The sequence below is a fragment of the Psychrobacter aquimaris genome, assembly GCF_016107525.1.
Classification (GTDB): Bacteria; Pseudomonadota; Gammaproteobacteria; order Pseudomonadales; family Moraxellaceae; genus Psychrobacter; species Psychrobacter aquimaris.
In genome coordinates, this window is record NZ_JABASR010000008.1 from 26,116 (window position 1) to 39,504 (window position 13,389).

The window sequence follows — 13,389 nt, forward strand, 5'->3', positions numbered from 1 at the left end:
TGCACTATGAATCAATAGCGGCGGTAAGCGGTTTTAGCCAATAATAAAATTTTTGGGGGCTATTCTCATTTTAAAGCTATCCTGATCTCAAAAATGATAACTGCCCACTCATGATAAAATTTCGTGGTTACTTATTATTGCCGTACCTATATATTGCCATAACTATAACGCATTTCATTAATTATGGTGAATGGCTATGGCGCAAAAGCATTTTAACTATCCAACCCTTTTTAAACACCACTCATTTACCAAAATCTCTTGATGCCTTCAGCGTAGCCAAAAACAAAATGATATAATGACGCAACTTTTCATTTATTGCTATTTGGTTAAAGCGACAGAAATACCATTAACGACTAGATCATCCAATTAACTCGATGGTAGCCGTATCAAAATATTTATTCAAAAACCACAATGACAATTAAAAATAAACGGTTATTTAAAAATCAATTTTAAAAATTAACAAGGATACTTTATGTCCGCAACGGCTATCTCCAACCCTAATTTCATTACTCAAGTCACCAAACTTGCTGATTGCGTCGGTCAGACGCCATTGGTTAAATTACAGCGCTTACCTGAGCAAGAGCAACTGACCAATGGTGCTGTATTACTGGCCAAGCTTGAAGGTAACAATCCAGCGGGTTCTGTTAAAGATCGTCCTGCTTTTAATATGATCTATCAAGCAGAACAGCGCGGTGACATCAAGGCTGGTGACATGTTGATTGAAGCCACGAGTGGCAACACTGGTATCGCTTTAGCCATGGTCGCGGCGATGCGTGGCTATCCGATAACGCTGCTGATGCCAACCAATTCAACTCAAGAGCGCAAAGATGCCATGATTGCTTATGGTGCGACGTTAATTGAGGTTGATGAAGGCATGGAAGCAGCACGTGATTTGGCGCTGCAAATGCAAGCAAATGGCAAAGGCATCGTATTGGATCAGTTTAATAACCCTGATAATAGTCAAGCCCATTACCTGACCACAGGGCCTGAACTGTGGGCGCAAACCGAAGGTAAAATCACTCATTTTATTAGCTCAATGGGCACCACTGGTACCATTACCGGTGTATCGCAATACCTTAAAGAACAAAATCCAGATATCAAAATCATCGGACTACAACCTGATGAAGAAGCTTCGATTGCTGGCATTCGTCGCTGGCCTGCGGCTTACATGCCAGGTATCTTTAACGCAGATTTGGTTGATGAAGTCATGGATGTGGATCAGCGTATCGCAGAAGTTTATATGCGCAAACTGGCCAAGACCGAAGGTATTTTCGCGGGGGTTTCATCAGGTGCCGCAGCATGGGCTGCCGTACAAGTCGCTAAAGAAAATCCTGATGCTGTCATCGCCTTTATTGTTTGTGATCGCGGCGATCGTTATTTGTCGACGGGTTTATACAATATTAACGACAACAATATTGACGACAGTAATGTCGATAACCGCACATAAATTAATTAACGCACAGACAACGCTGCTCAGTTTAGTTGATTTAATCAGGATTTCTTATGTCACAAGCTCTACCATCCGACCCTATATTGGTCTTTGATATCGAAACTGTCGCTGATACGGATGCGGCGCGCCGTATCTACCCGCAATTGGCAGATTTGAATGATGCAGATGCATTGAGCGCACTCACAGCGCTTCGAATACAAGAAGCTGGGCATGACTTTATGCGCTTGCCACTGCAGCGTATCGTCTGTATCTCAGCTTTATATATCAAAGATGGCAAGTTGTCGCTGTTCTCATTGACCGCTGATAAATTTAGTGAAAAAGACATTCTTGCCAAATTTTTTCGAGCATTTAGTGATCTTGAAAAACTGCCACAGCTTATTAGTTGGAATGGCTCAGGTTTTGATATTCCCGTACTGATATATCGCGCTATGCAATACGATTTATCAGCGCCATGGTTATTTGAAGAAGGCGAGCGCATCAAAAACATGCGTTTTGATAATTACGTCAATCGCTTCCACACGCGTCACCTTGATTTGATGGACAGATTTAGCCAGTACGGTGCCAGCCGCCGCGAAGCCATGGACGTAGTGGCAAGCTTATATGGTCTGCCGGGTAAAACAGCCGTCGACGGTAGCATGGTTGGTGAGCTCGTCAGTACTAATGACTGGCAAACGTTATCGATATATTGCGAGTCTGACGTCATGAATACATGGCTCATCTATTTGCGCTGGTTACGTCTGACAGGACAGTTATCTTCACAAGGCTTTGACGCTTGGCAGCAGCAGAGCTACGACTATTTGGTAAAATATACCCAAGCGGATGGTCATGCTCGTCATCAAGACTTCATCGCTGATTGGTCATCTGCACCCACATCATAACAAATGAAGTTATAAGAAGGCGCGTTATAAGACATCGCGTTTATCCTCATTTTTTTAGTTATTTATCATTTATTATTAAGGCAGGTTTATGCAACCCACCGATTCAAAAACGTCTATAACCTCTGATGTTACACCACCGACGAGCGATACCCAAACGATTACTATTCCGCCTAATAAGAAAAAATCTAAGCCGTCATCAAAAACGCGTCGCCGTTTGAAAGATGCAGAGCCGATTCCTTTTACCGTTGATAGATTGTCGCATGATGGTCGCGGTGTTGCCATCTATGGCAATGGTTTTGGGGTTGATGATGGCCACGCTGAAGACAAGCATGGCAAAACAGTCTTTGTCAGTTTTGCTTTGCCAGGTGAAAGCGCATTGGTCAAAATAACCAATAGCCGTGCCAGTTTTGAGGAAGGCGATGCAATCAGCATCACTGCCAATCCAAATCCTGAACGTGCTGTGCCGCCTTGCCCACATTTTGGCGTCTGCGGCGGCTGCAACTTGCAGCACTGGCAGCCAGAGGCACAAATAAACTTTAAGCAGTCCGTACTGGCCGAGATGTTGATGCATCAAGCCAATGTCGCGCCTGATAACTGGCTTGCGCCAGTGGTTGGTGATCGTCTTGGTTATCGTACCAAAGCACGATTGGGCGTACGTTATGTCGTCAAAAAAGAAACCGCGCTTGTTGGATTTCGTGAGCGCTCAAGTAACTTTTTGGCAGAGCTAAATGAGTGTCATATATTAGACCCACGTATTGGTTTTGAGATTGAAAACTTAAAAACATTGATTAGTACGTTAGAGAGCCGTAACAAGATTGCCCAGCTTGAGTTGGCCATGGGTGAGGAAATACCTGAGCTGCCAGATGGTAATCAGCCCGTTGCCCTTATCGTGCGCAACTTAGAACCGCTGTCAGATGCTGATATAGACAAATTAAAAGTATTTTTTGCGGCGCGTAATTGGCAACTATATCTACAGTCGAAAGGCGCTGATAGCATCCAGCGTATTGCACTAACAGATGCTGATGATCTAAGCGAGCAATTTGGTCGTTTGTATTATCAACTGCCAGAGTATGATTTGACGTTTGAGTTTATCCCTACTGACTTTACCCAAGTTAATCTATCTGTGAATCGTCAAATGACCAAGCTTGCTTGCGATTTATTAGACTTAAAAGCGGGCGAACGTGTACTGGATTTATTCAGCGGTTTGGGTAACTTTAGCTTGCCACTCGCGCGTCTCGTTGGTGAGACGGGTTCTGTGGTCGGTGTTGAAGGCAGCGAAGCGATGACAGCACGTGCAGCCGATAACGCACGTCGCAATGGCATCAATAATACAGAATTTTATAGCCAAGATTTGACGCAAGACTGTACCGATAAACCTTGGGCCAATCAAGGCTTTGATGCGCTATTGATCGATCCACCGCGTTCTGGTGCTTGGGAAATTATGCAGTATTTGCCGAAATTTAATGCTGAGAGAATTGTTTACGTCTCTTGCAACCCTGCAACCCTCGCCCGCGATACAAAAGCATTGCTAGAGCAAGGCTATCGTCTGACTGATGCTGGGGTAATGGATATGTTCTGTCATACTGGTCATGTTGAGTCCATCGCTCGTTTTGAAAAAGTAGCGGTTTGATTCTATTTTCCCTCACATCAGCGGTTCAGAATATTACATAGCCATCATAGAAGTCACCAGCACTGATATACCATTTGAATCAATCAGTGACAACAAATGATGGCTATTTATCCTGATTAACCGCAGACATTACATAGCCTCGCTTGATTTGTTACCTCAAAATGAGATAATAACAAACAATCTTCCCAGGCTGGTTTACTCCAAACCTGGTGGGCGTTTGCACTCATAGCTTTATATATTTTATGCGCATTTTATAACTGCTAAAAAACAGATTTTTTAGCAGTTGTATTGGTTTATAGCTGACACTTTATGAATCGTAAGTTCAACGTGTGTGCATAGTAGATGAGGTTATAATCAATTCAAAATAGCTAAGAGGAGTCGGCTATGGTAAAAATTCGTGAAGGATTACCGCTGGTGGATGGACAGACCACGCAAGCCGATAGTGCAGCACTTGCCGCTCAACTGGTCGCGAGCCAACGCTCGCACCAGTCTGCCAATAGCTATGCCCAAATCCCCCTCGATATTAAATACCAGCTGTCCACTCATAAGCTACACACCACTTTTGATCGCTCAGCTCTGCATGCTTTTCATAGTCATGATCCAAAGCTTGAGAATGAGTATTCTGATAACCCACTTTTAGATAAAAACAACGCTCTCGCAGACAAAGAGCTGGAAGCGATTGATCTAGATCAAGTCAACATCGACGTTCCCACTTGGTTAGACAACGTCGCCAAGCGTATCGGACAAGAATCTGTACCCAATTTGAGTGCTGCTTGTGAATTCATTCGCAATCATATGAATACCAGCGAATCTGAGCGCTCAGGTGCATATGTCACTGGTATTGGCATGACAGACATATTGACCTATCTTTACCAAGATGAAGATGCCCTTGTGGCTGCGATGCTCTATCGCAGTGCGCGAAAATCAATCATAAGCCTTGCTGATATTGAAAAAAAATTCGGTGTAGACATATCGACTTTAGTCAAAGATACCTTAGCAATGGGTAAGCTGTCTGAGATTATTGAAAGCAATAAGCGTCTAGAAGATCACTTCGTAAACAACCAGCGCGACCAGCTATCTAATATTTATAGCATGCTAATTTCCGTCACCAATGATGTGCGCGTCGTGCTTATCAAATTGGCTGAGCGTACCTTTGCCATGCGCGAATTGACCTTTTCTAATGAAGAGCGGCAGAATCGCGTGGCGCGTGAAGTCATGACTATTTATGCCCCGCTAGCGCATCGCTTGGGCATCGCGCAACTTAAATGGGAGCTAGAAGACTTAGCCTTTCGCTACCTTGCGCCTGAACGCTATAAAGAGATTGCCAAACTGCTCTCCGAAAAACGCAGCGAACGTGAGTCCTATATTCAGCGCGTACAAGATAAGCTCAATGAAGCATTAGCAGAGGCTAGCATCGAAGGCGAAGTCTCTGGACGCGTCAAACATATCTATTCTATCTATCGGAAAATGAAGCTCAAAGGCTTATCATTTGATCAGCTTTATGACATTCGTGCACTGCGGGTATTGGTCACCAATCCTTCAGACTGTTACCACGTGCTCGGATTGGTACATGGATTGTGGCGTTATATCCCTGAACAATTCGATGACTACATTACCAATCCTAAATCCAATGGTTATCGCTCACTACACACTGCAGTGATTGCTGAAAACAAGTCACTTGAAGTGCAAATTCGCACGCATGAAATGCACTTTGAGGCTGAGCTCGGCATGTGTGCCCATGTCAACTATAAAGAAGGTCTGAAGAATAAAAAAGACAATTATCTGAATCAAAGAATCAGCTCGCTGCGTCAGCTATTATCGATCAATAATGAAACACGCAATCAGCCACGTTCGTCTTTATTAACAGGCGAAGAGCTAGATGAGATGGGGCTTGATGAAGAAGAGCAACTTGTTGATTTTGATGAGCTTGAACGCATCTATATCTTCAGCCGTGATGGTGATATTACTGAATTGCCAAAAGGCGCAACGGTTCTTGATTTTGCTTATTACGTACATACACAAGTTGGTAATCGTGCCCAAGCGGCGCGAGTCAATCAGCGCTATGTACCATTAACCTATCAGCTCAAAACGGGCGAACAAGTCGAAATAATTACCAAAGCATCACGTGAGCCTAACCGTGATTGGCTGGTCGCTTCACTGGGTTATATCCATACCAACCGTGCACGCTCAAAACTGCGTCAATGGTTTAACAAGCAAGACCGCGACAAGAATATTGAGATTGGTCGTCAAATGCTCAGTAAAGAGCTTGAGCGATTATCGGTACATCCTAATAGCATCGATTTAAACGACTATACTCAGCATTTCCACGTCAATAATACTGATGATATTATCGTCGGTTTGGTCACAGGTGATATTGGTCTTAATCAGCTCACCAGTCATATTTCTCGGCAGCTACATTTAGAGCCTGAGAAACCGCCAGAAGATTTTGTGCCGAGCGTAGATACCAGAGGTATAGGCAAACTTGATGCTTATAAAATTCGTATTGATGGGCTGGACAATATAGAAATCAATTTAGCAGGCTGTTGCCACCCTGTACATGGTGAGCCGATTGCGGGTTACATCACCTTATCACGAGGTGTCAGTGTCCATAATCGTGGTTGCCCTGAATACTTACGCTTGATCGAGCGTGATCCTGAACGCGAAATAGAGGCTGCTTGGCGGGTACAAGCTGGACGCTATCAACCAGTTGACATTCATGTAGAGGCGTATGATAGACGTGGACTATTGCGTGATTTGACACAAATCATTGACAAAGAAAATGTCAATATCCGCCAAGTTGAGACGCTCAGCAATGATGATAACATCGCCTTTTTAAAGTTCCATATTGAAGTTTCAGGATTGGCACATCTGTCTAAGCTCTTGGCTAAACTAGAGCAACAGCATGGAATCTTGCATGCTCGTCGCGCTGTTGCTTAAATATACAACCACAAAGTCCATTCATTGAATCATAAGGTTATTATAAAAACATCATGCCTGAACTGCCTGAAGTAGAAACAACTAAGACTAGCCTTACACCATTATTAGGGCAACAAATTATCGATATAAAAGTTTATCAACCAAAGCTGCGCTGGGTGATGCCAGATGACTTAGATAGCTTGATTGATTACACACTAGATAGCGTTGAGCGCCGCGCAAAATATTTGGTTCTCAACTTTTTACCTTCATTACCAAATGATGGTAGCACTGCTGTTCAAACTGATACGTTAGTACCGCGTCAACTTTTGGTTCACTTAGGCATGTCAGGCAGCCTACAACAGCACAGCTACGGTACTGAAAAGCGCAAGCATGATCATCTAATAATCGTTTTCAAGGGCGCTAATAACACAAAATCCCAGCTACATTACTATGACCCAAGACGTTTTGGATCAGTATTATGGCACAAGGATTATGGTGCTAAGCTATTAGATCACTTAGGTCCTGAGCCATTATCAAATAAATTTACCGCAGACTACCTATATCAATTGATTCAACGGACAGATCTGCTTGATCTCAATGCTGAAACCATAGCCATCAGCAAAGCCAAATCCAAGAAGCAGCCCATTGCGCGCGCTATAAAATCAGTCATCATGGAACAGCAAGTCGTCGTGGGTGTTGGTAATATCTACGCGACAGAAAGCCTATATTTATCAGGTATTCATCCAGCCACCCCTGCTCATCAACTATCCCGTGCTCAGATGATTGTTTTGGTTGATCATATTAAAGTTATTTTACAAAAGGCGATAGCGCTTGGTGGTTCGACACTACGAGACTTCACCGTAGCAGATGGTCAAACTGGTTACTTCCAGCAGACATTAAACGTTTATGGTAGACAAGGGGATGCTTGTCCGCATTGTGATACTGTGCTTGAGAATATCAAACTTAATGGTCGCGCCAGTGTGTTCTGCCCCAACTGTCAGCCAATCGCTTAAATATTATTTTGAACTGTTGCTATCTGTTTCGCCTTAGCTACTACAATAACTTAGATATTAGGTCGTATAATATAGCAGCAAAATTCTCCTGATTCGGCTTCCTATTATTTCCCACTGATATCGTTACGTCTTACGCCATTTTTGTTGCTTATTGACACACATCTTGCTTTAATAGTATAAGCACTTACATAAATAGTGCATAATGTTTATATAGCTGTAATATATTTAGCCCATTTACTATCGTTGCCGCATTGTTTATATAGGGAAATTGTCTCTGTGTGGAAATAGCAGCAGCCAATAATCATACCAATTATGCATTTTAGGACATCGTTATGACTGTTAAAGCCAAAACCCAACGTACAGTTAAGCAAAAAGCCTTTACTATAGCTGCAAGCTTAAGTTTAGTGGCTGCTACTATGCAGCCTGCCTTGGCAGCCATAGAAATTGATGAAACCGACTTTGGGCCCTCTTATGAGACAATGGTGGTTGATACGGTGGTGGGTAAACCTTTACAACTGGTAAGTGCCGTTGCCGGTACTGCCGCCTATCTGGTTAGTCTACCCTTCTCGCTTATCGGTGGGAACGCAGATCAGGCCCAGCAGAAACTCTTTGTTGAACCTTGGGACGCGATGGGACGTTGCTTAGGTTGTACTGTGGCTGAAGATAACTATTACAAATCACAAGTAACTAATGATAATGTGATCCGTATTGTCGTTGACCAACCATCTGAGATTTTGATTAATACTAACGATTATGTCGTAGTTACGCCCTAGTCTTTATATTAACAGCTGGTTAAATGATACAACTGTGCTAAAGACAATGCATTTATAAATTATCCATAAAAAAGGCTAACGTCGTGTTAGCCTTTTTTATGTTTTTTCAATCAAATCATCATATTTTATTTTGAAACAGTGGTATTGCTTAACTTAGCACTAATTTCACGAAGCAATTGCACCTCTTCTGAAGGTTGTTTTACCAACTCTTGCACTTCTTCTTTACGACGCATTTTGTTAACCATTCTAACCATCATAAAAATGATGAAAGCCAAAATCAGAAAATTAATAAGAACAGTAATAAAGCTACCATAGGCCAATACTGGAACGCCCGCTTGTTTGAGTGCATCATATGTCATTGCAACACCTTCAGGCACATCACCCAACACTAGTAACATATTTTTGAAATTGATTTCGCCACCTGCTATGAAGGCAACTATTGGCATAATAATATCTTCAACCAAGGACATTGTGATAGTCGCAAATGCCCCACCGATAATGACACCGACCGCTAAGTCCATCACATTACCTTTTAAAGCAAACTCTTTAAACTCAGAAGCCATACTCATTATTTTCTCCTCAAAATACTAATCTATAATCAAATAAGTATCTCAACAGTCGACCTAATCTGGAGCCTTAAGAAGAATAGCAAAAAACACTACTACTATCGGTTATTCTGTCTGTATTCTCTGAAAATTACAACACAAAAAAAAAGCAGCATAAAGTGAACCATATTAAGTTCACTTTATACTGCTAATTTTTTAGCTATCTTGATGCCAATCATTAAATGATAACGGCATCAAATGCTTCTATGAAATATCAATCCAATAAATTACTCAGTAACTTATGACTCAATATTAAGCACCTTTTTTACCACGGCCGTGACGCTTACGCTCACTTTCAGTCAAGTAACGCTTACGCAGACGAATCGCCTTAGGTGTTACTTCAACCAATTCATCATCTTGAATGAATTCAAGCGCTTGCTCAAGTGTGAACTTGACTGCTGGAGTCAACGTCAATGCTTCATCAGTACCACTAGCACGAACGTTGGTTAACTGCTTAGCAGTCGTTGGGTTAACAGCCATATCATCGTTACGTGAGTTAAGACCAACGATCATACCTTCGTAAACTTCAAGCTGCGGCTCAGCAAATAATTTACCGCGTTTTTGCAGGTTAAACAGTGCGAAACCTAAGCAAACACCCTTCGCCATAGAAACCAAGACACCATTCGAGCGACCACCAACATCACCGATCTTTTGTGGACCGTAATGTGAGAAGCTTGATGTCATGATACCAGTTCCTGAGGTCAATGTTAAGAACTCAGAACGGAAACCAATCAAGCCACGGGCAGGCATAGTCGCTTCGATACGCATACGACCTTTACCATCAAGCTCCATATTGGTCATCTCGCCTTTACGCAAGCCAACCTGCTCCATGATAGAACCCTGATGCTCATCTTCGATATCAAAGACAACGTTTTCATACGGCTCTTGTAGTTTACCATCAACTTCTTTAACGATAACTTCTGGGCCTGAAACACCCATCTCAAAACCTTCGCGGCGCATGTTCTCAATCAGTACAGATAGATGAAGCTCACCGCGACCTGATACTTTAAATTTATCAGGAGATTCTGTATCTTCTACACGTAATGCTACGTTATGAATCAATTCACGCTCAAGACGCTCACGGATATTACGCGAGGTCACAAACTTACCATCACGACCAGCAAAAGGTGAGTTATTTACTTGGAAGTTCATTGAAACGGTAGGTTCATCAACCGTTAATGCTGGTAATGCTTCGACAGCACTAGGATCACAAATCGTATCTGAAATATTAAGCGCATCAATACCAGTAATACAAACGATGTCACCAGCCTGTGCATCTTCAACATCAATACGATCAAGACCATGATAACCCATAATTTTCAAAATACGACCATTACGGGTATTGCCATTTTTGTCGATTATAGTCACTTGAGTGTTTGTTTTAACTTTACCACGCTGAATACGACCAATACCGATAACACCAACGAAGCTATTGTAATCAAGGCTAGATATTTGCATACGGAACGGCGCATCTGCATCAACCTGTGGAGGCTGAACAACATCAACGATAGTTTTGAAAAGTGGCGTCATATCATCAGCCAAGTCGTCAGCTTCTAGACCTGCAATACCATTCAATGCTGAAGCATAAACAACCGGGAAATCAAGCTGCTCATCAGTTGCACCTAAGTTATCAAAAAGATCAAAGATTTGATCCATGACCCAATCAGGACGTGAGCCAGGACGGTCAATTTTATTAATAACAACAATTGGCTTTAGACCTTGCTCAAACGCTTTTTGCGTTACAAAACGAGTTTGAGGCATTGGGCCATCAACTGCATCAACGACTAGAAGTACGCAGTCAACCATAGACATTACACGCTCAACTTCACCACCAAAATCGGCGTGACCTGGGGTGTCAACAATGTTGATACGATATTCAGTATCATCAGTCTTATCTGTCCAGCGGATGGCTGTATTTTTAGCCAAAATGGTAATACCACGTTCTTGCTCAATATCGCCTGAATCCATTGCACGTTCAGCAATGTTTGCACGGTCGCCAAAGGTACCAGACTGATGTAATAACTTATCAACCAAAGTCGTTTTACCGTGATCAACGTGGGCAATAATTGCAATGTTACGCAGGTGTTTGATATCGTTCGCCATATAAAATGCTCGTTTCGTCTTAAAAAAAATGCAGTAGCAATAAGCGCCGCTGGATAAACTTTTATCATCAACCAGATAGATATTTAGTACTTACTTTTAGAAGACCGCACAATAGGTGCTGTTAATCAAATAATTTCAATACAATCAATTATCTACACTAATAAATTCATCATACAGATAGCTATGCTAATGTACATTCTGTCAATTTACAGAATGTTTGGGCAGCTAGTATAACATTATTGCTTCATAAATTTATGTAATAACTTGCCTTTCTCAATCCATAAATAAAAAAAAGCCACCCATTAGGTGACTTTTTTTGTAACTATATATTTAACAATATAATCGGTTCAATACTACTTACTGAACAACCATGTCTTTAGTTTGTTCAACAGTCATTGTTTTGTCACCAGTGATGATGGCATAAACACGACGGTTCATAGCACGACCTTCTTCAGTATCGTTTGGAGCGATTGGGTTGTTATAACCATAACCAACAGTTGAGATACGGTTTGGAGCAATACCGAATTCGTTAGTTAGCATAGATTTAACTGCAACAGCACGAGCTTCAGACAGACGTTGGTTATAAAGTGCTGAAGGACCAGTTTTAGAAGCATGACCTTCGATACGTGCTGTAGAGTTAGGATACTCACGCATCTTCTCTGCTACTTTAGCAATTTCTGGCTTGTATTGGTTTTTGATAGTTGATTTATCGTTATCAAAGAATACACGTAGTTCCATTTTTAGCTCATCAGTAATATCTACTGGTACTGGGCAACCGCGCTCATCTACAACGACATTCATTGGAGTGCCTGGGCATGCATCGATGCTATCAGGTACGCCATCGCCATCAGAATCAAGATCAGATTCAACTACTACTACTGGAGTAGTGTCGATAACTGGCTCTTGCATTGGTGGTACTGCTACTGTAGGTGCTAAATGGCCACCAAGTACAACTTCTAGACCGGCCAAAGCCATGCCTTCCCACCAGTTGTTATCAAAGTTATGAATCGCACGAGCTTCACCACGTAGGCTCAAAGCGTCGTTGATACGATACATAGCACCTAAACCAAGGTTACCAATGGTATCTTTAGATTCTGCAACTTCAGTACCAGCTGGAATATCATTTCCGTCTACAGTTACCTGTTCACCATTAACTATACCAGCAATTCTTTCTTGGTTCTCTACTTTGATCTTAGACTGACCAGCACCAACCAACACATATGGCTTGAACGCACTGTCAGTGTAACCAGTAAACTCTTCAGTACCAATTAAGAAGTTACCAGAAAGCATGGTTTGTTCTACGTCAAAGCGGTTAACACCAGCTTTTGCAGAATCTTCAGAGGCTTCGCCGTTTGCACTTGACACACCATACTCTACTTGGAACTGAGTAGAAGGAGTTAACTCAATACCTAGTGCAGCACCAGTGTATAGGCTACTTTCTTTAGCTACGCCGCCATTATTAGGATGACCATTAGCACCATTAAAAGGAGTACCATCGTCGATGTTATTACCATCAGCATTTACGTACAAGTTTTTACCAGTTTTAAGAATTTCGCGTTGCTCGTCATGAGCTTCGCCAGTGTAATGGTAACCTAGTAACAATGGGCTAATAGTTACGCCAGCATTAGCTGCTAAAGGTGCAGCCGCTACAGCAACCAGAGCTAGAGCAATTTTATTCAATTTCATGGACTTCCTCCAAAGGATAATTTTAGTGATGCGTTAAGCAAAACCGCTTCTCAAGATGCTCTAAAATAGACATCTTTTACGAATTTTAAGTGACAAAGCAAAACCAATTAAGGAGTAGCTTAGCGATTATCAATTCAGTTTACAACTTTTTTCGTTAACGAGCTACACATTATTACACGATAATGTCGTAACTAAAACACAATAACCAGCTTAAGTTACCTAGAACTAACACACCTTACGCTTTTTATCTTTTGTATGTCAGTTCACAATAGATAGTAAACCTAACAGTATCTATTGTCTGAGCTTATTTTAGTACAGTTAGTATTTTTTCTCTA

The 13,389-nt window shown here is 41.9% G+C and carries 9 protein-coding genes; 6 read left to right on the forward strand and 3 right to left on the reverse strand.

Translation table 11 applies throughout. The annotated features are described in order from the left end of the window. Nucleotides 1–472 precede the first annotated feature (472 nt). From cysM to JFC10_RS08475, 6 genes are all read left to right on the forward strand, one after another. Nucleotides 473–1,447: a cysteine synthase CysM gene (gene cysM, locus JFC10_RS08450; protein ID WP_198332484.1), complete on the forward strand. Its 975-nt coding sequence runs from the start codon at nucleotides 473–475 to the stop codon at nucleotides 1,445–1,447. Between the two features lie 56 nt (nucleotides 1,448–1,503). Beyond that, nucleotides 1,504–2,328 (forward strand): 3'-5' exonuclease, encoded by an 825-nt coding sequence (locus JFC10_RS08455; RefSeq protein ID WP_193013224.1) that lies wholly within the window; start codon nucleotides 1,504–1,506, stop codon nucleotides 2,326–2,328. A gap of 88 nt (nucleotides 2,329–2,416) precedes the next feature. Next, entirely contained in the window at nucleotides 2,417–3,958 is a 1,542-nt protein-coding gene (rlmD, locus tag JFC10_RS08460; RefSeq protein WP_198332485.1) for a 23S rRNA (uracil(1939)-C(5))-methyltransferase RlmD, read from the forward strand. A gap of 384 nt (nucleotides 3,959–4,342) precedes the next feature. Beyond that, the gene (locus tag JFC10_RS08465) at nucleotides 4,343–6,895 is read left to right on the forward strand and encodes a RelA/SpoT family protein (protein WP_198332486.1); all 2,553 of its coding nucleotides are present in this window, start codon (nucleotides 4,343–4,345) and stop codon (nucleotides 6,893–6,895) included. Between the two features lie 53 nt (nucleotides 6,896–6,948). Next, nucleotides 6,949–7,887 (forward strand): bifunctional DNA-formamidopyrimidine glycosylase/DNA-(apurinic or apyrimidinic site) lyase, encoded by a 939-nt coding sequence (gene mutM, locus JFC10_RS08470; protein WP_198332487.1) that lies wholly within the window; start codon nucleotides 6,949–6,951, stop codon nucleotides 7,885–7,887. Between the two features lie 332 nt (nucleotides 7,888–8,219). Further along, nucleotides 8,220–8,660, forward strand: a complete 441-nt coding sequence (locus tag JFC10_RS08475; protein WP_198332488.1) for a hypothetical protein — start codon at nucleotides 8,220–8,222, stop codon at nucleotides 8,658–8,660. Nucleotides 8,661–8,785: 125 nt separating this feature from the next. Here the strand turns inward: JFC10_RS08475 and mscL are convergent, their stop codons facing one another. The 3 genes from mscL to JFC10_RS08490 all read right to left on the reverse strand — a co-directional run bounded on the left by mscL (nucleotide 8,786) and on the right by JFC10_RS08490 (nucleotide 13,054). After that, complete coding sequence (mscL, locus tag JFC10_RS08480) at nucleotides 8,786–9,229, reverse strand: large conductance mechanosensitive channel protein MscL (RefSeq protein WP_198332489.1); 444 nt, start codon at nucleotides 9,227–9,229, stop codon at nucleotides 8,786–8,788. A 288-nt stretch (nucleotides 9,230–9,517) separates the two neighbouring features. Beyond that, nucleotides 9,518–11,368, reverse strand: coding sequence for a translational GTPase TypA (gene typA / locus JFC10_RS08485; protein ID WP_193013229.1), 1,851 nt, complete (start codon nucleotides 11,366–11,368; stop codon nucleotides 9,518–9,520). 357 nt (nucleotides 11,369–11,725) lie between these two features. Next, nucleotides 11,726–13,054: an OmpA family protein gene (locus JFC10_RS08490; RefSeq protein WP_198332490.1), complete on the reverse strand. Its 1,329-nt coding sequence runs from the start codon at nucleotides 13,052–13,054 to the stop codon at nucleotides 11,726–11,728. Nucleotides 13,055–13,389 lie beyond the last annotated feature (335 nt).

Bases quoted from the DNA above. Each gene is read 5' to 3' on its own strand.
- cysM (WP_198332484.1), top strand. From the start codon at position 473: ATGTCCGCAACGGCTATCTCCAACCCTAATTTCATTACTCAAGTCACC.
- JFC10_RS08455 (WP_193013224.1), top strand. From the start codon at position 1,504: ATGTCACAAGCTCTACCATCCGACCCTATATTGGTCTTTGATATCGAA.
- rlmD (WP_198332485.1), top strand. From the start codon at position 2,417: ATGCAACCCACCGATTCAAAAACGTCTATAACCTCTGATGTTACACCA.
- JFC10_RS08465 (WP_198332486.1), top strand. From the start codon at position 4,343: ATGGTAAAAATTCGTGAAGGATTACCGCTGGTGGATGGACAGACCACG.
- mutM (WP_198332487.1), top strand. From the start codon at position 6,949: ATGCCTGAACTGCCTGAAGTAGAAACAACTAAGACTAGCCTTACACCA.
- JFC10_RS08475 (WP_198332488.1), top strand. From the start codon at position 8,220: ATGACTGTTAAAGCCAAAACCCAACGTACAGTTAAGCAAAAAGCCTTT.
- mscL (WP_198332489.1), bottom strand. From the start codon at position 9,229: ATGAGTATGGCTTCTGAGTTTAAAGAGTTTGCTTTAAAAGGTAATGTG.
- typA (WP_193013229.1), bottom strand. From the start codon at position 11,368: ATGGCGAACGATATCAAACACCTGCGTAACATTGCAATTATTGCCCAC.
- JFC10_RS08490 (WP_198332490.1), bottom strand. From the start codon at position 13,054: ATGAAATTGAATAAAATTGCTCTAGCTCTGGTTGCTGTAGCGGCTGCA.